The 23,820-nt window shown below is 66.2% G+C and carries 23 protein-coding genes; 8 read left to right on the top strand and 15 right to left on the bottom strand.

The genetic code is table 11. The annotated features are described in order from the left end of the window. The first annotated feature begins 54 nt into the window (after positions 1-54). Complete coding sequence (locus tag RT614_RS02605; RefSeq protein ID WP_313620060.1) at positions 55-1,344, top strand: Glu/Leu/Phe/Val dehydrogenase; 1,290 nt, start codon at positions 55-57, stop codon at positions 1,342-1,344. A gap of 170 nt (positions 1,345-1,514) precedes the next feature. Here RT614_RS02605 and RT614_RS02610 read toward each other — a convergent pair whose 3' ends face one another. The 6 genes from RT614_RS02610 to RT614_RS02635 form a co-directional block, all read right to left on the bottom strand. Next, positions 1,515-2,333, bottom strand: a complete 819-nt coding sequence (locus tag RT614_RS02610; protein ID WP_313620061.1) for an RsiV family protein — start codon at positions 2,331-2,333, stop codon at positions 1,515-1,517. 32 nt (positions 2,334-2,365) lie between these two features. Beyond that, positions 2,366-3,142: a biotin/lipoate A/B protein ligase family protein gene (locus tag RT614_RS02615; RefSeq protein WP_313620062.1), complete on the bottom strand. Its 777-nt coding sequence runs from the start codon at positions 3,140-3,142 to the stop codon at positions 2,366-2,368. Continuing rightward, complete coding sequence (locus RT614_RS02620; RefSeq protein ID WP_056318682.1) at positions 3,139-3,414, bottom strand: lipoate protein ligase C-terminal domain-containing protein; 276 nt, start codon at positions 3,412-3,414, stop codon at positions 3,139-3,141. The genes RT614_RS02615 and RT614_RS02620 overlap by 4 nt, the downstream gene beginning before the upstream one ends. Positions 3,415-3,445: 31 nt before the next feature. Next, complete coding sequence (locus tag RT614_RS02625) at positions 3,446-3,910, bottom strand: GNAT family N-acetyltransferase (protein ID WP_313620063.1); 465 nt, start codon at positions 3,908-3,910, stop codon at positions 3,446-3,448. Between the two features lie 10 nt (positions 3,911-3,920). Then, entirely contained in the window at positions 3,921-4,622 is a 702-nt protein-coding gene (locus tag RT614_RS02630; RefSeq protein WP_313620064.1) for a glutathione binding-like protein, read from the bottom strand. A 180-nt stretch (positions 4,623-4,802) separates the two neighbouring features. Next, positions 4,803-5,708, bottom strand: coding sequence for a DMT family transporter (locus RT614_RS02635; RefSeq protein WP_313620065.1), 906 nt, complete (start codon positions 5,706-5,708; stop codon positions 4,803-4,805). Positions 5,709-5,831: 123 nt separating this feature from the next. Between RT614_RS02635 and RT614_RS02640 the strand changes: the two genes are divergently transcribed. Further along, positions 5,832-6,299 (top strand): Lrp/AsnC family transcriptional regulator, encoded by a 468-nt coding sequence (locus tag RT614_RS02640; protein ID WP_313620646.1) that lies wholly within the window; start codon positions 5,832-5,834, stop codon positions 6,297-6,299. Here the strand turns inward: RT614_RS02640 and RT614_RS02645 are convergent. Continuing rightward, on the bottom strand, positions 6,296-6,787 hold the full coding sequence (locus RT614_RS02645; RefSeq protein ID WP_313620067.1) for a glutathione peroxidase: 492 nt from the start codon (positions 6,785-6,787) through the stop codon (positions 6,296-6,298). The genes RT614_RS02640 and RT614_RS02645 overlap by 4 nt on opposite strands. 222 nt (positions 6,788-7,009) lie before the next feature. Here RT614_RS02645 and RT614_RS02650 point away from each other — a divergent pair, with 222 nt between their 5' ends. Continuing rightward, entirely contained in the window at positions 7,010-7,342 is a 333-nt protein-coding gene (locus RT614_RS02650) for a tetratricopeptide repeat protein (RefSeq protein WP_313620069.1), read from the top strand. 48 nt (positions 7,343-7,390) lie between these two features. Here the strand turns inward: RT614_RS02650 and RT614_RS02655 are convergent, their stop codons facing one another. The 3 genes from RT614_RS02655 to phrB form a co-directional block, all read right to left on the bottom strand. After that, positions 7,391-8,218, bottom strand: a complete 828-nt coding sequence (locus tag RT614_RS02655; RefSeq protein WP_313620070.1) for a hypothetical protein — start codon at positions 8,216-8,218, stop codon at positions 7,391-7,393. 141 nt (positions 8,219-8,359) lie between these two features. Next, a complete protein-coding gene (locus RT614_RS02660) occupies positions 8,360-10,051 on the bottom strand; it encodes a methyl-accepting chemotaxis protein (protein ID WP_313620071.1) in 1,692 nt (563 codons plus the stop codon). 99 nt (positions 10,052-10,150) lie between these two features. After that, complete coding sequence (gene phrB, locus RT614_RS02665) at positions 10,151-11,569, bottom strand: deoxyribodipyrimidine photo-lyase (RefSeq protein WP_313620072.1); 1,419 nt, start codon at positions 11,567-11,569, stop codon at positions 10,151-10,153. 306 nt (positions 11,570-11,875) lie between these two features. On the opposite strand from phrB, the gene RT614_RS02670 reads away from it, so the two are divergent. Further along, positions 11,876-13,324 (top strand): CoA transferase, encoded by a 1,449-nt coding sequence (locus tag RT614_RS02670; protein ID WP_313620073.1) that lies wholly within the window; start codon positions 11,876-11,878, stop codon positions 13,322-13,324. Positions 13,325-13,351: 27 nt separating this feature from the next. On the opposite strand, the gene RT614_RS02675 is transcribed toward RT614_RS02670, so the two are convergent. From RT614_RS02675 to dbpA, 4 genes are all read right to left on the bottom strand, one after another. Next, a complete protein-coding gene (locus RT614_RS02675; RefSeq protein ID WP_313620074.1) occupies positions 13,352-13,891 on the bottom strand; it encodes a peroxiredoxin in 540 nt (179 codons plus the stop codon). An 81-nt stretch (positions 13,892-13,972) separates the two neighbouring features. Further along, on the bottom strand, positions 13,973-15,439 hold the full coding sequence (locus tag RT614_RS02680; RefSeq protein ID WP_313620075.1) for an adenylate cyclase: 1,467 nt from the start codon (positions 15,437-15,439) through the stop codon (positions 13,973-13,975). A 237-nt stretch (positions 15,440-15,676) separates the two neighbouring features. Then, the gene (locus RT614_RS02685; RefSeq protein ID WP_313620077.1) at positions 15,677-16,084 is read right to left on the bottom strand and encodes a DoxX family protein; all 408 of its coding nucleotides are present in this window, start codon (positions 16,082-16,084) and stop codon (positions 15,677-15,679) included. A 268-nt stretch (positions 16,085-16,352) separates the two neighbouring features. Next, on the bottom strand, positions 16,353-17,741 hold the full coding sequence (gene dbpA, locus RT614_RS02690) for an ATP-dependent RNA helicase DbpA (RefSeq protein ID WP_313620078.1): 1,389 nt from the start codon (positions 17,739-17,741) through the stop codon (positions 16,353-16,355). Positions 17,742-17,887: 146 nt separating this feature from the next. On the opposite strand from dbpA, the gene RT614_RS02695 reads away from it, so the two are divergent. Further along, positions 17,888-18,340 carry a hypothetical protein gene (locus RT614_RS02695; RefSeq protein ID WP_313620079.1) on the top strand — a complete coding sequence of 151 codons (453 nt, stop codon included), beginning with the start codon at positions 17,888-17,890 and terminating at the stop codon, positions 18,338-18,340. A 25-nt stretch (positions 18,341-18,365) separates the two neighbouring features. On the opposite strand, the gene RT614_RS02700 is transcribed toward RT614_RS02695, so the two are convergent. Continuing rightward, positions 18,366-19,124: an IclR family transcriptional regulator gene (locus RT614_RS02700; RefSeq protein WP_313620081.1), complete on the bottom strand. Its 759-nt coding sequence runs from the start codon at positions 19,122-19,124 to the stop codon at positions 18,366-18,368. 161 nt (positions 19,125-19,285) lie between these two features. Here RT614_RS02700 and xsc point away from each other — a divergent pair, with 161 nt between their 5' ends. From xsc to RT614_RS02715, 3 genes are all read left to right on the top strand, one after another. Further along, positions 19,286-21,097: a sulfoacetaldehyde acetyltransferase gene (xsc, locus tag RT614_RS02705; RefSeq protein WP_313620082.1), complete on the top strand. Its 1,812-nt coding sequence runs from the start codon at positions 19,286-19,288 to the stop codon at positions 21,095-21,097. Between the two features lie 95 nt (positions 21,098-21,192). Next, positions 21,193-22,113: a bifunctional enoyl-CoA hydratase/phosphate acetyltransferase gene (locus tag RT614_RS02710; protein WP_313620084.1), complete on the top strand. Its 921-nt coding sequence runs from the start codon at positions 21,193-21,195 to the stop codon at positions 22,111-22,113. 124 nt (positions 22,114-22,237) lie between these two features. Then, complete coding sequence (locus tag RT614_RS02715; protein ID WP_313620086.1) at positions 22,238-23,815, top strand: ABC transporter substrate-binding protein; 1,578 nt, start codon at positions 22,238-22,240, stop codon at positions 23,813-23,815. Positions 23,816-23,820 lie beyond the last annotated feature (5 nt).

A 23,820-nucleotide genomic window follows, 5' to 3' on the forward strand; every position in this document is an offset into this window, starting at 1 on the left:
GACACTAGTATTTTCGTGGATAAAATGGCGCAACTTTGTCAGGAGAGCATGCTCATGTCTCAAACTCCCACCCATGCCTTGCCGTCTTATCTGAATGCCGAGGACCTCGGCCCCTGGGGTAATTACATGCAACAAGTCGACCGGGTCACGCCGTACCTCGGTTCTCTGAGCCGGTGGGTCGAGACGCTGAAGCGTCCGAAGCGCTCGCTGATCGTCGACGTGCCGATCGAACTGGACAACGGCACCATCGCCCACTTCGAAGGCTATCGCGTGCAGCACAACGTGTCGCGCGGCCCGGGCAAGGGCGGCGTGCGTTTCCACCAGGACGTCACCTTGTCCGAAGTGATGGCGCTGGCCGCCTGGATGTCAGTCAAGAATGCCGCGGTGAACCTGCCGTACGGCGGCGCCAAGGGTGGCATCCGCGTTGATCCGCGCAAGCTCTCCGCCTCGGAACTCGAACGCATGACGCGCCGCTACACCAGCGAGATCGGCGTCATCATCGGACCCTCCAAGGACATTCCCGCGCCTGACGTGAACACCAACGCCCAGACCATGGCCTGGATGATGGACACGTACTCCATGAACGAAGGCGCCACCGCCACTGGCGTGGTGACGGGCAAGCCGATCGCGCTGGGCGGCAGCCTGGGCCGCGTCGAGGCCACCGGCCGCGGCGTGTTCGTCGTGGCTTGCGAAGCCGCGCGCGACCAGAACATCGACGTGTCGAAGGCGCGCGTCGTCGTGCAGGGCTTCGGCAACGTGGGCGGCACCGCTGCCCGCCTGTTCCACGAAGCCGGCGCCAAGGTCATTGCCGCGCAGGACCACACCGGCACCGTGCACAACCCCGCAGGCCTGGACGTGCACAAGCTGCTGTCGCACGTGTCGCAGACCGGCGGCGTGGGCGGCTTCTCGGGCGGCCAGGCGCTGGACAAGAACGAGTTCTGGACGCTGGAAACCGAGTTCCTGATCCCGGCAGCCCTGGAAAGCCAGATCACCGTGGACAACGCCGCCAAGGTGCGCGCGAAGATCGTCGTGGAAGGCGCGAACGGCCCGACCACGCCGGAAGCGGACGACATCCTGGCCGAAAACGGCGTCTACGTGGTGCCCGACGTGCTGGCCAACGCCGGCGGCGTGACGGTCAGCTATTTTGAATGGGTGCAGGACTTCTCCAGCTTCTTCTGGAGCGAAGAAGAGATCAACCAGCGCCTTGAACGCCTGATGCGCGAAGCCTATGCGTCCGTGGCGCAAGTGTCCCGCGAGCACAAGGTGACCCTGCGCACCGCCGCGTTCATCGTCGCTTGCACGCGCATCCTGCAGGCGCGCCAGGTTCGCGGCCTGTATCCGTAAAGACTGAATCGGCGATGCGTCCTTGCGGCGCATCGTCGAGGAGGCAGAGAGAGACAAAAAAAAGGAATCGCCCCGCAAGGGGCGATTCCTATTTGGGGCACGAAAGCCCTGGGCTGTCCGGGGGTGACGGCGGCGGGTTCACGCGGCCGTTCCGCGAGCCGCCAGCCGCATCAGGATGCGGGAAGCAGATCCGGCTTCAGGATGCCGCGCAGGTCCTGGTAGGAAATGGCCAGTTCGGGCTCTCCGTGCGAATACGGGGCGATCGAGTAAGCGTCGTACTTGACCACGATGCCTTCGCGCGTAAGGGCGAAGTTGTCGCTTTCCTGGAAGGGCCACATCTTGTTGTAGGCGGCCGGATCCCGCTTGGCGTCCGGGTTGCCGGTCAGCCATTTGGCGTGCGCCCGCTGCAGCGCGGCGACATATTCCGCGCGGCGGCCCGGAATCAGCGCTTCGTCCAGGCTCATCACGCGGCCGCGGCTGCGTTCCCAGTTCAGGTATTGGGTTGCCGGTATGCCGTGCGCCGCGCCCGTCAAAAACTGTTCGGTGTGCAGTTCAATGGACACCACGTCGCCCACGGTGTCTTTCACGCTGGCCTTGAAGTAGGTCGCGTCGCGCGGTTGCGCGGTGGACCAGAAGTACTTCGTGTATTCCGACAGCGTGTCGTACGGACCGCGGCGGTTCGCGTCCGTGCCGGTCATGTAGGCCAATACGTGGTCAACCAACGCGGTCAACTTGGGTATGCCCGGGAAGGCGACGCTGTCGATCTCGATGCGTGGGCAGTCGCCTTCGCAGCCCGGCTTGCTGGAAGCCCACTTGATGCGTTCGGTGGACAGGTCGCCCAGCTTTTCGGGGGTGGCTGACGACTGGGCGTCCGACGACGCCAGTGTGATGTTCGACGGGGGCGTGCTGCCGCAGCCGGCCAAGGCCAGCAGGGCGGCGCCCAGGATCAGACCGCGTATCGCGCCTTGCGGCGTGAATGTGCGACGCATTGAATTACCTCCAGAAAACCCGGGTGCTGCCGTCAGGGCACGACACCCGTCCAATCGGCGGTGGAGAACTTTTCGTCCGCCTGCGCTTGCGCGCGAGCCAGCGTTTCGCTGCCCACCTGTCCCGGTGTCAGACGATGCATGCCGGCAAAAGTTTCCACCATGCGGTCGATGATGACCTCGCGCGCCAGTCCGGTCTGGGTTCGGAGGGGATCGACGCGCTTCTTGGCGCTGGTGGTGCCCTTGTCGGAAAGCTTCTCGCGTCCGATGCGCAGGACCTCGACCATTTTATCGGCGTCGATGTCGTATGACATGGTGACGTGATGCAGCACGGCGCCCGCGCGGCGGGCCTGGGCGGCGCCGCCGATCTTGCCGATGTCCGAGGCGATGTCGTTCAGCGGCTGGTACCACGCCTTGATCCCCAGCCCCCGCAGGGCGGTCAGCACCCAGGCGTCCAGGAAGGCATACGATTCCTGGAAGCTCATGCCGTGGACGAGGGCCTGCGGCGCGCTGAGCGAATACGTGATGGAATTGCCCGGCTCGATGAACATCGCGCCGCCGCCGCTGACGCGGCGCACGACCTCAATGCCGTGGCGGCGGGCGCCGTCCGGATCGACTTCGTTTTTCAGGGATTGGAAGCGGCCGATCACGACGGCGGGAGCGGACCATTCCCAGATGCGCAAGGTCGGCCGGCGCTGTCCGGCGCCGACTTCGTCGGTGATGACGGCATCCAGCGCCATGTGCAGCGCGGGCGGCTGGGGCCCTTCATGGATCAGTTCCCAGTCGTAGTCGTTCCAGTCGGTGCGGGTCATGCCAGCGCCCTCCGCAGCACGACGGCAATGGCTTCGGCCGAAAAGCCGAACATCTCGGCGTCGGCGGGCAGGGCGGATTGCACGGCAACCGCCAGCTCCAGTTCGCCGGCGTCGGCCGGCATGCCGTTCAGGCCACGGTTGATGGCTTCCAGGGCTTCGGGGGGTTCAAGGAAAAAGTCGCCGCTGATGCGCACGTCGGCCAGGCGGCCGTCGCGCACTTCCAGATCCGCGACGACCAGCTTGCCGCCGGGGACTTTGTATTCGCCATGCAAAGGCATTGGGCGCTCCTTTCAGAATCAGACGTTACAGGCTGAGTTTCATGCCATCGTGGCTGGCGGTGAAACCCAGGCTTTCATAGAACCGGCGCGCATCGGGACGCGCGCGGTCGGTGGTCAGCTGGACCAGGCTGCAGCCTTGGCTGCGGCATTGGTCTATCGCCCATTCGAACATGGCGCGGCCCAGGCCCGCGTTGCGGAACGGCGAGGCGATGCGCACGCTTTCGATCTGGCCCCGCCACTGGCCCAGCCGCGACAGGCCGGGTATGAACGATAACTGCAAACAGCCCGCCAGTTGTGAATCCTGCTCAACCACGGCCAGGAATTGGTTCGGATCCTGCTGGATTGCGTCGAACGCGGCGGTGTAGCGGGGGTTCAGCGGGATGGTCGCGTCCTCGCGGCTGGCGCCCAGCGTATCGTCGGCCAGCATCGCCACGATTGCAGGCAGATCCGCCAGACGCGCGCGGCGAAAGACTCGTTGCGGTTCGGTCATGGCGCCTCCTTCAGCGAGCGACGTTCTGGGCGGTCTGGCCGAAGAGGATGCGGCGCGATTCCTCGTCGCTGACGGACGGGGCCGTGTTGATCGTGTCCGCCAGCGCATAGGCGCGCTGCGTGGCCGGACGGGCGCGGATGGCGTCGAACCAGCGCTTCAGGTTCGGGAAGTCGTTCAGGTCCTGCCCTTGCTTGGCGTGGGGCACGATCCACGGATACGCCGCCATGTCGGCGATGGAATAGTCGCCCGCGACGAACTCGCGGTCCGCCAGGCGCTTGTCCAGCACCCCGTACAGGCGGTTGGTTTCCCTGACGTAGCGGTCGATGGCGTAGGTGATGCGTTCCTGCGCGTAGCCGGAAAAGTGATGGTTCTGTCCGGCCATCGGGCCCAGCCCGCCCATCTGCCAGAAGAGCCATTGCGACACCTCGGCGCGGCCGCGGATGTCGGCGGGCAGGAACTTGCCCGTTTTTTCAGCCAGGTACAGCAGGATTGCGCCGGATTCGAACAGCGGGATCGGCGCGCCGCCGTCCGCGGGCGCCTGGTCAACGATGGCGGGGATGCGGTTGTTGGGCGCGATGGCCAGGAATTCGGGCTTGAACTGATCGCCGCGGCCAATATTGATGGGATGAATCTTGTAGGGCAGGCCAGCTTCTTCGAGGAACAGCGTGATCTTGTGACCGTTGGGGGTTGTCCAGTAATAAAGATCGATCATTGGGATGTCCTGGTCGTCATGGCGGCGCGGGCCGCAGCCCGCGGATGGAACGGCCATGATAGCGGCGCATGCCGGACGCCTGCCTGAATAACCGGGGGCCGGGTGCGGGTTTCCCCGCAACGCCAGCCCCCGTTTTACTCCGGCCCGCATCCTTGGGACGAAGCCCGGTCGATCGCTGTCTTATACCGCGCCGGGCCGCGGGCTGCCGGGCAGGCGCCAGGTCCAGTTCAGGCTGACGGCGGCGGCGGCAAGAAAGATCAGCGCCACGCCCGCGACCTGGGTGGCATCCATCCGGTGGCCGTACACCACGAAGTCCAGCAGGATGGCGACCGCCGGGTAGATGAAGCTGAGCGCGGCGGTGGAGGTCGTGGGCAGCTTCTGAATGGCCGAGTACATCAGGATGTACATCAGGCAGGTATGAATCAGGCCCAGCGCCACCAGGTAAGCCCATTGGACCGGCTGGGCAGGCAGGGCGTTGAAGTCCGCCATGGGCAACAGCATGAACGCGCCCAGCGTCACCTGCACCAGCGCCAGCACTTGCGGCGCAATGCCCTTCAGGCGCTTCACGATGATGGCGGTGACGCCGTACAGCGCAGCCGCGCCCAGGCCCAGCATCAATCCAGACAGGTAAGCCGCGCCGCCCGCAGCGGCGGTATCGCCCAGCCGCAGCACCAGCAGCAGACCGGCAAACGCGACGACCGACCAGGCAAGCTTGCCCCGCGAGGGCCGCTCGCCCAGGAACAGCACGCCCAGGCCGATCAGGAAGAAGGGCTGCACGTTGTAGACGGCGGTGGCCAGGGAAATGGAGGCCAGGCGATAGGCCGAGAACAGCAGGACCCAGTTCAGCACCAGCGCTGCGCCCGCAACCAGCGCCAGCCCCAGCGTGCGGGCGGTGAACAGGCCCGGCTTGAGCAACCCGCGCGCCCAGCAATACAGAAAGAGAGACAAGGCGCCAAACACGCAGCGAAAGAAGACAACGTTCCAGGCGCTTTGCCCGGATTCCAATACGAACACGCCCAAGGTGCCCGACAGCGTCATGGCTGCCGCCATTTGCAGAAGGCCGCTACGTTCGGTGGAAGGGATCATGATGTTCTCCGAAAAGGCCGTTCGGCCATGGATTCGATGGAGAAATTATCCCAGGCGGTTGGAACGTCTTATATGATGTTGTCGTGGCACTTTCGGGCCGAAACCTTCTTTTGGGTGGAATTTATGCCAAACGACCTAAAAAACGAAAACCCGGTTTTGGACGGTATCGACCGCCGACTGGTGGAGATGCTGTCGGCCAACGCGCGCACCACCACGGCCGATCTGGCAAGGCAGGTCGGCATGTCTGCGCCAAGCGTCGCCGACCGGCTGCGACGGCTGGAGGAATCCGGCGTGATCCGGGCGTACACGCTGGACGTGGATCCCGTGGCCCTGGGTTATTCGCTGGAAGCCATCGTGCGGATCCGCCCCTTGCCCGGGCAGTTGCGCCACGTCGAAGGCCTGATCCAGGAGATTGCCGAATTTGTCGAGTGCGACAAAGTGACGGGCGATGATTGCTTCATCGCCCGGATGGTGCTCAGGTCGATCTCGCACCTGGACGGCATTCTTGACCGTGTGACCGAGTTCGCCGAGACCAATACGGCCATCGTCAAGGCGCATACCGTCCGCAGGCGGCTGCCGCCGTTGCGTTAGACCGCGGCGGAAAGCGCCGTGACGACGTCTTCGCGGATGCTGGTGGGGGTATCCGTGGGGGCGTAGCGCTTGATGACGCGGCCGTCCCGGCCCACCAGGAACTTCGTGAAGTTCCACTTGATCCCTTCGGTGCCGAATACGCCGGGCTTTTCGCCTTTGAGCCACTGATACAGCGGGTGGGCGTTGGGGCCGTTGACGTCGATCTTGGCGTACAGCGGGAAGGTGATGTCGTACTGGGTGCTGCAGAAATTGCGAATCTCGGCTTCGTCGCCGGGTTCCTGGTGGCCGAACTGGTCGCACGGAAACCCCAGCACCGTCAGGCCGTCGTCCTTGAGCGTTCGGTAGAGTTCTTCCAGGCCCGAATACTGCGGCGTGAAACCGCATTTGGACGCGACGTTCACCACCAGCAGCACGCGGCCGCGATAAGTGCCGAGGGACTGTTCCGTGCCGTCGATGGCGCGGGCGGAAAAATCATGGATGGTGCTCATGCGGGCTCCTGGAATCGAGCTTCCGGACGCAAGGCGTCGGCGGCGGGATGGACCTGCGAGTGTAGCGCCGGCAGGCGGCCGCGGGGAGGGTGCCGCCTTGCAGCCGGACGTTGGTGGGCGAGACGCGGCCCCAGTGCCTGCGGGGGCTTTGCGGCCATTCGCGGCAGGCCGGACCTATCATGCGTTATTGCCGGATGCGCCAGACACGAAAGGAGCCAGAAGATGGAAGGAATGATCGAGCGCCTGGAGGCGATGCTGGCCAAAGGCACGGACAACCTGCTGTTGCGTTTTTCGCTGGGCAAGGCCTATGTCGAACAGGACAGCTTTCAAGAGGCCGAAGCGCATCTGCGCGCGGCGCTGGCGTTCGACCCTGGCTATTCGGTGGCCTGGAAATGGCTGGGCAAGGCCTGCCTGGGGCAGGGCGACAAGCCGGGCGCACGCGCGGCATGGGAGTCCGGCCTGCAGGCGGCCCACGACCGAGGCGACCAGCAGGTCGTCAAGGAATTGCAGGTGTTCATCAAACGCCTGGACAAGGATGCGGCCGGCGGTGCCTGAACTTTTCGCCGGCCACGGGCGCTGCGTGTGTTGCCGCGCAGCGCAGCTTTATAGATAGTCGCCGAACCAACGCTGCACGGCGTCTTGCGAATACCCGTCCTCGCCACGCCAGGCCCCGACATAGCGCCAATCGCTGCGCCCGTTCACCGAGCGATCCTGGGATAGCGGGCGCAGCACGCCGGCGCAGGCCAGTATGTCGATCAGCATCTGTCGTTCTGCCTTTGACGAGGCGATCACTGGTTTGAGCTTCTGTTCCAGCGCGCCCGGCCCGTCCTTGGGTTCGCAGTTGGCGGCCGTGGCAAGAATGCCGCGCAACAGCGTGATGTCCTGCGCGGTGGGCTCCGGAACCGGATTGGCGGCCAATTCGCGCAGGTCGAACCACGTGTATTCCAGCATGCCGTGGCGCACGCCGCCCCATTTGATGCGCTCGAAGTTCATCACGTTGAGGTCGACGTTCTTGTAGGCGTCATGGGCGATCACGCTGTCTTGCGCGTCGCGGCAAACGCCGCAGGCGTGGCTGACGCGCGTGACGCTGCCGTCGGGGCCGTAGCTCTGGCCTGTCGTCACGGGCGCATAGGCGTGTGGCGACAGATGCTGCGCAACCTGGAACGAAGCCAGTCCGGAGCGCCAGTCCAGCCGGCGGCTGGAAAGGCTGGCGAGAAACGCGCGCGCCGCCAGCGCTGCGGGGACGCTATCGCGCAGCGCAAGGATTTCCGCGAGGCATTCGTCATGGGTGAAGCTGACGGGGTCGAACATCAGGCCCTTGGCCTTTGCGTACGCGAAGTCCTCGGGGGAGGTGCGCCGCTGCGCCGCGTCGATCCAGCCCTTGGCGCTCCAGTAGGTCTTGAAGAGGATGTTCTTCGCTTGCTTGTCCATGATGCCCGAGCGCACGGCGCGCCGTATTGAGTCCGCGGCCCGGCATCCTACGATATTTCTACGTAGCGTGTGCCGGGGCGCTTCACCTGTGTCGAGCATGGGCCTTGGATACTGACGTCGATCCGGCGCGGCGCGCCCGTTCTACACGACCCGGTTGCCAAGCAGGATAAGCGAGGCTTTGGGCGTGGGCATCATGGCGGCGGGTCCGGGCGTGGAAAGCGCCGTGCGTGGCGCTGCCGGCCCGCCCACGACGCGGAACACTTCAATGGCATGGCGCAGTTGGGCGCTGCGCATGCGCAGGCTCTCCACGGCCTGCGATGCCTGCTCGACGCGCGCGGCGTTGCGCTGCGCGGCGGTGTCGGTTTCGGCGATCGTCCGGCGGACGTTGTCGATGCCGGCGTGCTGGTCCGAGGATGTCGCGGCGATCTGGTTCATGATCCGCGTGACCTGATGCACCGATTCCACGATGTCACGCATGCTAGCGCCGGCGCGCTCGACGTGGCGCGCGCCTTCGCCCACGCGCGCATTGGAGGCCTCGATGAGCGCCTTGATCTCGCGGGCGGCGGTGGCGCTTTTCTGTGCAAGGCTGCGCACTTCGCTCGCCACCACCGCAAAGCTCTTGCCGGCGTCTCCGGCTCGGGCGGCCTCGACTGCGGCGTTCAACGCCAGGATGTTGGTCTGGAAAGCGATGCCGTCGATGATGCCGACCACTTCCGAGATGCGGGCCGAGCTTTGCACGATGCCCTGCATGGCCTGTCCGGCTTCATCGACCACCAGGCCGCCATGACGGGCCACTGCGCTGGCCTGGCCGGCCATGCTGTCGGCCCCGTGCGCATTGTCCGCGTTCTGCTTCACGGTGGCCGCCAGTTGTTCCATGCTGCTGGCGGCTTCTTCCAGGGACGCCGCCTGGCGTTCGGTATGGGCGGACAGGTCTGCGTTGCCGTCGGCGATTTCTGCGGCTGACTTCAAGGCGCTTTCGATGCCGGCATGCACGTCGCGGGTGATGCTGACAAGGCTCTTGCGCATGACCTCCAGAGAAAATTTCAGTGCGCCGATTTCGTCCTGGGCGGCGCCCACGGGCAACGGCGTGCTGAGGTTGCCCGCGGCGATCTGGCGCGTGAAATCGGTGGCGGTTACGAGCAGCCCGGTGATCGAGCGGGCAAAGCCCCAGCCGGACGCGAATATCAGCAGCACGCCGCCCGCGACCAACGCCGCCGCGCCGGCAAGCGCTTCGGCGCTCATGCGTTCGTGCATGTCATACAGCGCCAGGCCGGCGGCGCCCAGGAACAGCGATGACGCCAGCACTGCCCAGGCCAGCATGCGCGAGCGCACACCGGTGAGCCGCCAGATTTTCAAACGCGCCAGGACACCGCGCACGCCCGTGGGTTTGACTTGCCCGCCGCACAGCCGGATGCCGCGCGCCGTGCCATCGCGCAGCTTGGCGTAGGCCGCTTCGGCGGCCTCGATCTGGGCGGGCGTCGCCTTGACGCGCACCGATGCATAGCAGACGGTTTCGCCCCGTTCCCTGATGGGTGTGACGTTGGCCAGCACCCAATAGAAGCCGCCGTCCTTGCGGCGGTTCTTGACTACGCCGGTCCAGGATTGGCCGCGCTGGATGGTGTTCCAAAGGTCTTCGAATGCGGCCTCGGGCATGTCCGGGTGGCGCACGATGTTGTGGGCCGCGCCCACCAGTTCATCGCGCGAGAAACCGCTGACTTCCACGAAGGCCGGATTGGCGTAGATGATGCGGCCGCGGGAATCGGTGCGGGAGATCAGGTACTGCTCATCCCGCAGCGTGTATTCCTTGTCGTAGACCGGCTGGTTGTTGCGCATGCGTGTTTCGTCCTGTGATGGGCGGGGGCAGCGCGATCATCCGGGACAGCCGGGGGCACGGCGTTGATGTACGTCAAGACACGGGGAGGTCCGCTGGCCTCACGCCGCGGGCAGGTTGCCGAAGGCCTCCAAGGCGCGAAGTCGGCTTTGCGACAGGTCCACGATGGGTTCGGGATAGTTGGCTGCGGCGCGTTCCAGCGGGCTGGGATCGTGGATCGCCTTATCGTCCAGATGGGCTAGTTCCGGCAGCCATTCGCGCAGGAATACACCGCGCGGATCGAACCTGCGCGACTGGGACAGGGGGTTGAAGACACGGAAATACGGCACGGCGTCGGCGCCGGTGGACGCGCTCCATTGCCACCCGCCGTTGTTTGCGGCCAGATCGCCGTCCACCAGTTGCGACATGAACCAGGCCTCGCCCAGCCGCCAGTCGATCAGCAGGTTCTTGGACAGGAACATGGCGGTCACCATGCGCAGGCGATTGTGCATCCAGCCCAGCGCCAGGAGCTGTCGCATGGCGGCGTCCACGATGGGAATGCCGGTCTTGCCCTGCTGCCACGCGGCCAGATCGTCGGGGGCGTCGCGCCAGGGTACGGCCGCGGTTTCGGGCTTCATGGGCTGGTGCATGGAGAGGGACGGATGCGCGGCCAGCAGGTGCTGGTAGAACTCGCGCCACAAGAGTTCATTGATCCACGTGGCGGCGCCCGCCTTGCCACTGTCGAGCTCTCCGTGATTGGCCGCCAGCGCTGCGCGCAGGGCCTGGCCTGGCGACACCACGCCGGCCGCCAGATACGCCGACAGGCAGCTCGTCGCGGGCAGCGACGGAAAGTCGCGTTCGTCCTTGTACGCGTCGATGGCGTCGTCGACGAAGGCCTGCAGGCGGTCGCTGGCGGCGGATTCTCCGGCCGGCCAGAGCGCGCGAACTGCCTCGGCGGGAGCGTCGAAGCCATCAAAGGCTTGTGGCAGGGGATCGGACGACCAGGCGGGGGGTGTCTGGGCGCGCGGTGCGCCAATGGCGCGTACCGGTGCACTGCGCAGGCGTTCGCGGCAGGTCCGTGCGTAAGGCGTATAGACCCGATAGCATTCGCCCTTGCCGTTCAGTACCGTGCCGGGGCGCAGCAGGGTAGCGCCGTGGTGCAACGTCCAGTCCACGCCGATGTCTTGCAGCGCCGCCGCCACGGCGGCGTCGCGGCGGCGTTCGTTGATGGCCCATTCCGTGTTGGCGTGAACCTGCCCGATCCCGTGGGACTGGCAAAACTCGGCGATGGCGGCGGGCGCATCGCTCCAGTCGCGCACGGTCAGCAGCTTTAGCGGAATGCCTGCTTGCGCCAGATCTTCTGATAGCTCGCGCAGATTGCGCAGCCAGAAATCCACCTTGGCGGGCGCGTCGCCGTGCTGGCGCCACTGGCCGGGCGCGGCCAGGAAAAGCGCGGTGACGGTGCCGGCCTCGGCGGCCGCAGCCAGCGCGGCGTTGTCGTGCATGCGCAGGTCGGTGCGCAGCCAGATCAGCGTATTCATGGGAAAGCTCCAAGGCTGGAAACGGCGGGGCGGGCCGGGGAGGCTGGGATTCTATCTCGACCGGGCGCGGCTCCCGGGCTGGCTCCGTCTGGAAGCCGATGTAAAAACTACGAGGAGATGTGACCGGTGTTGCAGTGCAACTTGCCTGCGACAGCCACGGACCGAGGGGAGAGGGCAGCAGCGCTTCAACGCGTTTTTGTACCCGTTTCGGCGGTCAAACCATGAAACACGCTGGCGCGCGGCGGATATTGACGCGGTGCGGGCCCCGCCATGTAATGCATTAAACGACTAGAGCAGACAAACGCTATGGGAAACCTGATGGACCTCCGCCCGTCCTTTCTGAGGGGACGCACACCAGCCGGCAAGTCGTCCCGGGATGTCTTGCACACGCTCTGGCGTTCGGTCGACCTGCCGGATGAAGCGCTGGAACACGTGGTCTTGACCGGCGCCGACCCGGTCGTGCCTTCCTCCTTTGCGGTTGGCGCCGCGGCGCAGACCAGCATGGCCGCCGCCGCCCTGGCTGCCGCCGAGATCTGGCACCTGCGCGGCGGGGCGCGCCAGCAGGTCAGCGTGGACATGTTGCATGCGGCGCAGGAATGCCGCAGCCATTTCACCATCAACGGCATCACGCCCAACCCGTGGGATCCCATCACCGGCGTATACCGGTGCGGCGATGGCGGGTGGGTGCGCATCCATGCCAATTTCGCCCATCACCGCGACGGCGCGCTGGCGCTGCTGGGTTGTCCCACCGGCGATGGCGCCACACGCGAAGCCGTGGAGCGCGCGTTGGGCCGCTGGAAGGCCCTGGATTTTGAACAGGTCGCGGCAGATGCCGGAATGGTGGTGTCGGCGATGCGCAGCTTCGACGAATGGGACCGGCACCCGCAGGGCCAGGCCGTCGCGTCGCAGCCGCTCCTGACCATCGAACGCATCGGCGAGGCCGACCCGCGTCCCTTGCCCAAGTATGCGCAGGACGCCCGTCCGCTGAAGGACATCCGCGTGCTGGACCTGACCCGCATCATTGCCGGTCCGGTCTGCGGCCGGGCGCTGGCCGCCTATGGCGCCGACGTCATGTTGCTGAACAGCCCGCAGCTGCCCAACATCGACAACATCATCGACACCAGCCGCGGCAAGCTGTCCGTGCTGGCCGATCTGGACACGGCCGACGGACGTATCGCGCTGGGCAACCTGCTTCGCAGCGCTCACATATTCGTGCAGGGTTACCGGCCCGGCGGCATGTCCGCGTTGGGGTTTGGTCCGCAGGATGCCGCAAGAATCCGTCCGGGCATTGTCTATGTTTCGCTGACAGCCTATGGCACCTCCGGCCCCTGGGCGAATCGTCGCGGTTTTGATTCCCTGGTGCAGACGGCGACGGGCTTCAATCACGCGGAAGCGCAGGCTGCCGGGCAGGAAGCGCCCAAGCCGATGCCGATGCAGATCCTGGATCACGCTTCGGGCTACTTGATGGCGTTCGGGGCCCAGGTGGCGCTGGCGCGCCAGGCCACGGAAGGCGGCAGCTGGCACGTGCGGGTGTCCCTGGCGCAAACCGCGCATTGGCTGCGCGGACTGGGTCGCGTGGAAGGCGGACTTTCCTGTGCGATGCCCGGCTTCGACGGCCTGATGGAGACCTCGCCTTCCGGATTTGGCGAGCTGGTCGCCGTCCGCCATGCCGCGCGCTTTTCCGAGACGCCGGCCCGCTGGACGCGGCCATCCAGCCCTCCGGGCACGCATCCCGCCGTCTGGCCGTTCAACTAGGCGCCGGAACGGGCGGGACCGGCGCGGCTACTTTTGTTTGGCCTTCCAGTCGCGCAGGGCACGCATGGTGTTGGCGACGTGCGATTCCGGGCTCATGTCCGTGTACTCGTACAGAATCTTGCCGTCCGGCGAAATCACGTAGGACACGCGCTGGGCGTATTCGGGGCGGCGGTCGTGGACCGCGTCGTACGCCTTCATGATCTTGCCGTCGCCGTCCGCCGCCACGGCAAACTTGTTGCGGCATTCGCTGACCGAAAACTTTTTGAGCGTGTCGATATTGTCGGTGGATACGCCGATGACGGTCGCGCCCAGCGACTTGTACTCGTCCGTCGCTTCGGCGAAGTTGTGCGCTTCGATCGTGCAGCCCTGCGTGAAGGCCGCCGGAAAGAAATACAGCACCACCGGGCCTTGCTTGAGCGCCTCGTTCAGCTTGAACGTATAGACATCGCCGCCCAGAGAGGCTGGCGCGCTGAAGTCGGGCGCGGGCGCTCCGACGTTCAGCGCGGCTTGCGCCGACGGGCCGGCCAACAGGCCGCAAACCAGGAACCAGGGGACAAGCCGCTTCATGGGAATCTCCTACGTTTTGGGGGGCGGCGGGAAGCCGTCGTCAGCCGCCTACTGTAGCGGCGCGGCGCGCGAGGGTCCAGCTCAGTCGCGGTTCGGCCCGCCGCGGCCATCACCCCTTGCCTGGTCGCGTTGCTGCTGTTGTCGGGCCTGCTGCTGCGCCTGCTGGTCGCGTTGCTGCTGTTGACGGGCTTGCTGCTGCGCCTGCTGGTCGCGTTGCTGATGTTGTCGGGCTTGCTGCGCCTGCTGGTCGCGCTGCCGCTGTTCACGCGCCTGCTGCTCGTGCTGCTGCCGGTCGCGAGCCTGTTGCTGCATCCGTTCGTCCCGGTCGCGCTGCTGGCGCGCTTGCTGGTCCTGCTGCCGCCTGTCGCGCAGCTCCTGCTGGTTCTGTTGGTCGCGCTGCAATTGCTGGCGCGCCTGCTGGTCGCGTATCTGCTGCTGTCGCAACTGTTGCTGGGCCTGGGCGTCGTTCTGCTGGCGTTCACGGGCTTGCTGGTCGCGGCCCTGCTGGCGTTGTTGGTCGCGCTGTTGCTGATCGCGCACCAGCTGTTCTCGGGCCTGTTGGTCTCGCACCTGTTGCTGGCGGTCTGGCTGCGGTGATGGATCGCGTTGGCGCTGGCCCTGCCGGCCGTCGGGGCCGCGATCCTGCGCCAGGTTCTGCCTCTGCTGTCCGGGCGAATTGCCCGCCCCAGGCCGGTTGTCGCCCGGTGCGTTGCCGCGGTCGTCGCGTCCGTCACCTGGCCGGCCGTACGCGCCCGGCCTCGATCCATTCCTGCCGTTGTCCGGATGATCGACATAAGCCTGCGGCGGACGGCCCTTGTTGTGTTCGTAGAACTGGGCGCGGTTGCCGCCCGCGTCGCGCACGTAGGCGCGCTGGGCGGCCGTGGGCGGAGCGTGGCGGTCATGGCGCGCCGCCAGTTCGCGCGGATCGGCCTGGCGGCGGATGCCTGACGGCCCGCCGTGATAGCTGACACGACGGCTGTCCGCGTGGTTGACGACGATGTCGCGGTGGTAGACGTTGGTCACGTGCGTGACATTGACGTTCGTGACGGACCGGTTGTAGTAGAAGCGGTCGCGCTTCCAGTAGCCGCCGACATATCCAAGACCCGTATAGCCGAACCCGTAGTTGATGCCGCCGTAGAACCCCACGTGGGGGCCCCAGTACCCCGGGTTCCACATGTACAGGCCGTTCGTGTAACCCCAATAGCCGGGCGTCCACAGAGCGCCCGCGTAGGGCGCCATCACCCACGCGCCCGGCACCCAGAAGAATCCATAGTGGTTGCGGCTCCAGTAACCCGGCACCCACATATAACCGTTGGCCGGCGCGGGCGGCTGCACATAGACCGGAAGGGCCGGTGGCGGCTCGGGGCTGCGGTCCACCACCGCCAGGTTCGCGTCGGCGGGATCGCCCTCGTCGTAAGACGGCTCATAGGCGGACGCGGCAGGCGCCGGAACCGTGGAATAGGTTTGCGCGGCCGCGGCCGCACTGGCCGCCAAAAGGGCAGCAGAGGCCAAGGGGCGCAAGCGGGCAATACGGAACGACGGGTTCATAAGTGTCCTTGATGCAGCGGACTCGCGGATCGACATAATGATTAGGCCACAGCCGTCAGCGGGAGTTCAGGACTGTAATCGTTCCGAAACAGCTTTCGCGTGACCGATGTTTGCGCCTGCGTGACGGTCGATGTCTTTCGTATCAATGTCTGCGCAAAAAAAGAAAGGGACCGCTTTCGCAATCCCTTTCAAAGCCATTCAGCCTGCGGTGCTGCGCCGCAGGCTGGAGCAAACGCTTCAGTTCCAGCGGCCGCCGGTGCCGGCCAGGCTGAAACGGCCCGCGCCCATGAAGGCGATGGCCACGCCGGCGAAGAGGAACATGCCTTGCAGTTCCAGCGCCCAGCCGCCTTGGTTGTTCAAGCCGCCGATCTGGCTGCTGTGCGCCAGCAGGATGGCCACGACCATGTTGATGGCGACGATGAGGCCGCCCAGGCGGGCGTAGACGCCGATGATCAGCAGGACGGGGGCGATGATCTCGCCCACGTACACGCCGTAAGCCAGAAAGCCGGGCAAGCCATGGGAAGACAGCATGCCGCTGATGCCGCCGACGCCGCCGCCCATCAGTTTGGCCAGGCCGTGGAGCAGAATCAGGATACCGAGGGTCAGGCGCAGGATCAGCTTGCCGGTGTCATCGGACTTGATCATGGTGAGTTTCTCTTGTGATGGTTAAGGGGGACAGTGCGCGGGTTGGAACGCACCGCTTGCCTTTGGTTCCGCGCGCCGGCTGGCAGCCCGCGAAAGCGCCGACCGGAGTGCTGGCGGCGCCATTATGGCAAAGACCCAGCAAAATCATCAAGCATTGCGCCGCCATCGCGACAATCGCCGGCCTGGCGACGCTTGCGTTGCGGGATGGTCGCGGCGGCTCCGATCCGGCCTCGAGACGGCGACCGAAACCGTGGTCCCGCCAACCGGGTCAGAACTCTTCCAGAAAGCGCATGCGAAAACGCCGGCCCTTGATGTTGCTGTTCGAAATGCGCGAGAAAGCCTGCTTGGCGATCTGGCGGTCCAGCGCCACATAGGACGTGAATTCGGTGATGTTGATCTTGCCGACCTGCTCGAACGTCAGGCCGCCGTCGCCGGTCAGCGCGCCCAGCAGGTCGCCGGGGCGCAGCTTGTCCTTCTTGCCGCCCTGGATGCTGAGCGTGATCATGGGCGCCCGCAAGGGGCGGTCGGCCTTGGGGCGCAGCGACTTGAGGTCGGCCCACTTCAGCGGCGACCCCTGGTATTGCTCGATGAGGTTGGCCCAGCGCATTTCCTCGGGCGAACACAAGCTGAGCGCCAGACCCTTCTGGTCGCCGCGGCCGCTGCGGCCGATGCGATGGACGTGGACCTCGGTGTCCTTGGTCACGTCCACGTTGATCACGGCGCCCAGGTTCTGGATGTCCAGGCCGCGCGCGGCCACGTCGGTGGCGACCAGCACGGCGCAGCTCTGGTTGGCGAACTGGATCAGGATCTCGTCGCGCTCGCGTTGCTCCAGGTCGCCATTGAGCGCCTGGGCGCTGATGCCTTCGGCCTGCAGGCGTTCCACCAGGTCATGGCTGCGGATCTTGGTGTTGCAGAACGCCAGCGTGGAAGCGGGGCGGAAATGGGCAAGCAGCCGCGCCACGGCGTCCAGGCGGTCGCCTTCGTCAATCTCGTAGAAGATCTGTTCGATCTGGCTGGAGTCGTGCTGCGCTTCGACCTTGACCTCGGCCGGATTGCGCAGGAAACGGGCGCTGAGCTTGCGGATGTTGTCGGGGTAGGTCGCCGAGAACAACAGCGTCTGGCGCTTGGTGGGGCAATGCGAAGCGATGGCCACGATATCGTCGTAGAACCCCATGTCCACCATCCGGTCGGCTTCGTCCAGCACCAGCGTATTCAGGCCGGCCAGGTCCAGGCTGCCGCGCTCAAGATGGTCCTGGATGCGGCCCGGCGTGCCCACCACCAGATGGGTGCCGCGGGCCAGCGATTCCGCCTGCGGGCGGGCTGCCGCGCCGCCGCACAGCGTCTGGATCTTCACGTTGGGGATCAGGCGCGCCAGCCGGCGCAGTTCCTGCGCCACCTGGTCGGCGAGCTCGCGGGTGGGACACACCACCAAGCCCTGCGGGACGATGCGGTTCACGTCCAGGTTCTGCAGCACTCCCAAGCCGAACGCCGCCGTCTTGCCGCTGCCGGTCTTGGCTTGCGCGATCACGTCGCGGCCGTCCAGGATGAGGGGCAGGGCCTGCGCCTGGATGGGCGTCATCTGCTCGAAACCCACGGTCTGCAAGTTTTCGAGCAGGGCGGGAAGGAGGGGAAGGGTGGAAAAGGCGGTGTCGGTCACGGCGAGTCGGATCCCGCAAGGGATCGGAGAAAAGATGAGTTGGGCGATAGTTTAAAGCCTACGCCGGTATGATCTACCGACGGGAAAGGCCGGCTGCGGGGCCAGCCCGACCCGATAACCAGATGCAACTGACGTCAGGGTGGATCATGTTCGACAAATTGAAGGCGCTTTCGGAAGGCGCAGCGGTCAAGGCCAAGGCGCTTACCAGCCGCACGGCTGGCGCAATCGAAAGCTCAAAAGCCCAGCTTGGAGACGCCGCCGCCAGCGCGCGAGCAAAGGGCCGTGAACTGGCGGGCGCAACGGCGGAAAAAGGCGGCGCGCTCGTCGAACAGCACTGGCAGACCATCGAGCGCGTGACCGTCGATGGCCTGCTGAGCGTCTCGGCCGAAAAGCTGAAGGACGAAGCGATGGTCAAGGACGTGCTCGAGCGCGCGTACGAGGCGCTGCCCACCGTCATTCGGCTTGTGCTGCCGCGGGAACGGTACCTGGAGATCGTCATCCAGAAGAAACAGCCGCTGCTTGCCAAGATCGAGGGGGCGCGAACCCGGCGGCAGGAGCGGGCGCAATCCGGCGCGGCCGGGAAGGACCAAGAGGGCTGAATCGCCGCCTGGCGGGGCCGTCCGGCTACGCGGACGCCTCATATGTCCCCGCCAATGCCCGGGCGGCCTCCTGCATCCGCGGCAGCCAGGCCCGGGCCCCATCGATCGACAGGCGCGCCACTGGCGCATGCAACGCAATCGCGGCGATGGCCTTCGAGCCGTGCAGGATGGGCACGGCCATGCAGACGATGCCCAGCAGGAATTCCTCGCGGTCGAAGCTGGCGCCTTCCTTTTTAATGACGCGCAGCTCTTCTTCCAGCGCCGCCACGTCGCACAGGGTGTTTGGCGTATAACGCGGGAGCGTGGCGGCGGCCAGCAGGCGCTGCCGGGTCTCGCGCCGCATGTAGGCCAGGAACAGTTTGCCGCTGGCCGAGCAGTGCAGGGGCACGCGCGAGCCGGAGTGCAGGTTGACGCGCAGCGGCCAGGCGGTTTCCACGCGGTCAAGGTAGATGACCTCGTCGCCGTCCAGCATGGTGCAGTTGCAGGTTTCGCCGATTTCGTCGACCAGGCTGTCCAGGATGCGGTGGCGTTCACCGCGCAGCGGCGAGTTCAGCAGCGTGTCGCGAGCCAGGGCGCTCAGGCGCGGGCCGCTGACGTAGCTTTTGCCGGCGGGCTCGCGCAGCAGCATGCCGGCGTCCACCAGCCGCGACAGGATGCGCAGCACCGAGGGCTTGGGCAGGCCGGTGGATTCGGTCAGCGCGGCCAACGATACGGGCTGGCCGGATTGCGCCACCTGTTCCAGCAGGGTCAGCGCGCGCAGGGCGGCGGAGGATTCGTCTTTCATCTTTCAATAATTGAAGATTCGGCGATCGGCTGCCCATCCTCGCACAGAATTTGCAGAAAATGAAACGGACGGGGGTGGGAAGCAGCGGAATTCTGGCGCAGTATCGGATCACACCGGCCAATGAGCAATCGGACGAGCGCCGGCCCGCCAGGAGAGAGACCATGAGCAGCAAGCAACACATGACCCCCAGCGAAGCGTTTGTCGAGACGCTGGTCGCGCAGGGCGTCAAGGATGTTTTCGGCATCGTCGGTTCGGCCTTCATGGATGCGCTGGATCTGTTTCCCGCAGCCGGCATCCGGTTCGTGCCCACGGTGCACGAGCAGGGCGCGGCGCACATGGCCGATGGCTATTCCCGGGTAACCGGCAGGCACGGCGTCTGCATCGCGCAGAACGGGCCCGGCATCACCAACTTCGTGACCGGCGTGGCCGCAGCCTATTGGGCGCACAGCCCGGTGGTGGCGATCACGCCCGAGACCGGCACTTCGGGCATGGGCCTGGGTGGATTCCAGGAGACCGAGCAACTTCCCATCTTTTCCCGCATCACCAAGTACCAGGCGCACGTGAACCGCCCGGACCGCATTGCCGAATTCACCGCGAAGGCTTTCGACAACGCGATGGCCGAGCGTGGGCCGTCGCAGCTGAACATTCCGCGCGACTACTTCTACGGCGAGATCGACGTGGCCATTCCGGAGCCGCGCCGGATCCGCCGCGGGCCTGGGTCGGAAGAGGACCTGGAGGCGGCGGCACGCATGCTGGCCGAAGCCAAGTTCCCGGTGATCGTTGCCGGCGGAGGCGTGCTGTTCTCCGACGGGCAGGCCGAATGCGTGGCGTTGGCCGAGCTGCTGGGTGCGCCCGTCGTGACCAGCTATCTGCACAATGACGCGTTCCCGGCCAGCCATCCGCTGTGGTGCGGTCCACTCGGCTATCAGGGCGCGAAGGCGGGCATGAAGCTGCTGTCGCAGGCGGACGTGGTGCTGGCGCTGGGCACGCGCCTGGGCCCCTTTGGCACCTTGCCGCAGCACGGGCTGGAATACTGGCCGCAGAACGCCCGCATCATCCAGGTCGACGCCGACCACCGCATGATCGGCCTGGTGCGACCGGTGTCGGTGGGCATCTGCGGCGACGCCAAGCCGGCGGCCGCCGCGCTGACTGCCCGGCTGCAGGCGCGGGACGTCGCGTGCGTCCGCACCAAGGATCAGCGGGCCAAAGAGATCGCCGCTCAGAAGTCGGAATGGGAACAGGAACTGGATGGCTGGTCGCACGAACGCGACGACTGGAGCCTGGACATCATCGAGCACGGCGGCGGCCGCATGCATCCGCGGCGCATGTTGCGCGAGCTGGAACGCGCGATGCCCAAGCACGTGATGGTGTCGACCGACATCGGCAACATCTGCTCGGTGTCCAACAGCTATCTGCGCTTTGACGAACCGAACTCCATGCTGGCCGCGATGAGCTTCGGCAATTGCGGTTATGCGCTGCCGGCGCTGATCGGCGCCAAGCTGGGCCGGCCCGACCGTCCCGCGGTGGCCTACGTGGGCGACGGCGCCTGGTGCATGAGCTTCCAGGAACTGCTGACCTGCGTGCGCGAGCAGATTCCGGTGACCGCCGTGGTCTTCCACAACGGCCAGTGGGGCGCCGAGAAAAAGAACCAGGTCGACTTCTATGGCCGGCGCTTCGTGGGCAGCAACCTGCGCAATCCGGGTTTTGCGGACCTGGCGCGCGCCATGGGCGCGGAGGGCATACGCGTCGAACACGCCGATCAGGTGGGCGCGGCGTTGCAGGCCGCCTGCCAGGCGCAACTGGAAGGCAAGACCACCGTGCTGGAAATGATGGTCAGCCAAGAACTGGGCGACCCGTTCCGCCGCGACGCCCTGAAGCAGCCGGTGCGCTTCCTGGACAAGTACCGCAAGTACGTGAACGAGCCCTTCAAGTCGGGCGAGGTGCCGCTCCCGATCGATCCCGTGGGACGCTGAACCGCGCGCGCGGCGCGAGCCGGGGCGGTTCAGCCTCGGCCCGCGCCGGACCTTTATCGGGCGGCCGTGGGTGTGCCCGCGGCAGGAGCGAAGACATGGCTTTCGACCGTTTGTTCGAGCCGCTGCGCGAGGCCGCGCTAGGGGCGGGACGCTTGCGCACGGCGGTGGCGTATCCCTTGTGCCCCGTCAGCCTGCGCGCCGCCGCGCACGCCGGCGACGCGGGCTATATCGAGCCGGTGCTGGTGGGACCGGGTGACAGGCTGGCCGCGCTGATGGAACAGGAGGGCCTGCGCGCCGGATCGATGGAGATCGTGGATACGCCGGACGACGAGGCGCTGGCGGCGCGCGCCGCGGCCGCGCTGGCGCGGGACGGGGCGGTCAGCATGCTGATGAAGGGCAGCCTGCACACCGACCACTTCATGTCGGCGGTGGTCACGCGCGAATCGGGCCTGCGCACCAACCGGCGTATCAGCCACGCGTTCGTGATGGCGGTGGCCGCCTATCCCAAACTGCTTATCCTGACCGACGCCGCGGTCAATATCGCGCCCTCGTTGCAGGACAAGGCGGACATTGCGCAGAACGCCATCGAGCTGGCGCGCGCGCTGGGCGTGGAGCGGCCCAAGGTCGCCGTGCTGTGCGCTACCGAATCGGTCAATCCCGCGATGCCGGCGACACTGGATGCGGCGGCGTTGTCCAAGATGGCCGATCGGCTGCAGATCCGCGGCGGCGACATCGACGGACCGCTGGCGTTCGACAACGCGATCTCGCGCGAGGCTGCGGACCAGAAGGGCATCGTGTCGCGCGTGGCGGGCGACGCGGACATCCTGCTGGTGCCGGACATCGAGGCCGGCAACATGCTCTACAAGGAATTGACCTGGCTGGCGGGCGCCGGCGCGGCGGGGCTGGTGCTCGGCACCCGCGTGCCCGTGCTGCTGACCAGCCGGTCCGACTCCATGGAAGCACGCGTCAATAGCTGCGCCGTCGCGGCGCTGTATGCGCGTGCGCGCGCCAACTGAGCGCGCGGCGCCCTGGCACCAGCAAGTCCGGCGGTTTGGTACTAAGCCCGGACCCGAGGGATCGCTACGCTAGGGCGAAAGCCATCCTTGAATGGTTCACGCGACAACATCAAAGGGGTAGAACATGCGCAGCGCAAGACTAGGCCTGGCCTCCATTCTGTCGATGTTTGCAATGGCGGGAGGCGCCGTCGCGGCTGACGCGCCCAAGCCCGGCGGCACGCTGGTCATCGGTTCGACGCAGGTGCCGCGGCACCTGAACGGCGCGGTGCAGTCGGGCACCGCGACGGCGCTGCCAAGCTCGCAATTGTTCGCCAGTCCGCTGCGGTACGACGCGGACTGGAAGCCGCAACCGTATCTGGCCGAATCCTGGGAGGTGGCGCCGGACGGCAAATCGCTGACGCTGCATCTGCGCGGCGACGCGGTGTTCCACGACGGCAAGCCCGTGACGTCCGACGACGTGGCGTTTTCCGTCATGGCGGTCAAGCAGAACCACCCGTTCCAGACCATGTTCGCACCCGTCGAGCGCGTGGACACGCCGGACGCGCGCACCGCCGTGCTGCGCATGAGCAAGCCGCATCCGGCGATCCTGCTGGCGCTGTCGCCGGCGCTGATGCCGGTGCTGCCCAAGCACATCTACGGCGACGGCCAGGACCTGAAGACGCATCCCCGCAACTCCGCCAACGTGGTGGGTTCGGGGCCGTTCATCTTCAAGGAATTCAAGCCGGGCCAGGAGGTCGTGCTGGAGCGCTTCGACAAGTTCTTCCTGCCCGGCAAGCCGCTGCTGGACCGCGTGGTGGTCAAGATCAACCCGGACGCCACCAATCTGCTGATCGGCCTGGAGCGCGGCGACATCGGCGCGTTGCCGTTCATGACCGAGCCGACGATCCTGCGGCGCGCCAAGGACAATCCGGCCATCGTCATGACCAACAAAGGCTACGAGGGCATCGGCGCGCTGAGCTGGCTGGCGTTCAACACGGCGCGCAAGCCGCTGGATGACGTGCGGGTGCGCCAGGCGATTGCCTACGCCACGGACAAGGGCTTCATCACCAAGGCGCTGAACGCCGGTTTCGCGGCGCCGGCATACGGCCCGATCGTCGGCACCAGCCCCTTTGCGACGCAGGACCTGAAGAAATATCCGCTGGACCTGAAGAAATCCGAGCAGTTGCTGGAGGAGGCCGGCTTCAAGAAAGACGGCAAGGGCGAACGCCTGACCCTGACGGTGGACTACATGCCGGGCAGCGACGTGCAGGGCAAGAACGTCGCGGAGTATCTGCGCAGCCAGCTCAAGAAGGTGGGCATCAACGTGCAGGTGCGCGCATCGCCGGATTTCCCGACGTGGGCCAAGCGCATCGCCAGCCATGATTTCGACATCACCACCGATATCGTCTTCAACTGGGGCGATCCGGTCATTGGCGTGCATCGCACCTATCTGTCGTCCAACATCCGCGACATCATCTGGACCAACACGCAGTCGTACAAGAACCCGAAGGTCGACACGCTGCTGGAGCAGGCGGGCACGGAGACCGACGTGGAGAAGCGCCGCGCGCTGTACGCAGAGTTCCAGCGCCTGGTCACCGAGGACGTGCCCATCGACTTCCTGACCGTCATCCCGTACCACACGCTGTCGTCCAAGAAGGTGCAAGGCTTGCCGGCGGGGATCTGGGGCATGCTGTCGCCGCTGGACGAGACCTACTTGCAGTAGCGGGG

Origin of the sequence: Achromobacter sp., assembly GCF_032102605.1 — a bacterium.
Taxonomy (GTDB): domain Bacteria; phylum Pseudomonadota; class Gammaproteobacteria; order Burkholderiales; family Burkholderiaceae_B; genus Achromobacter.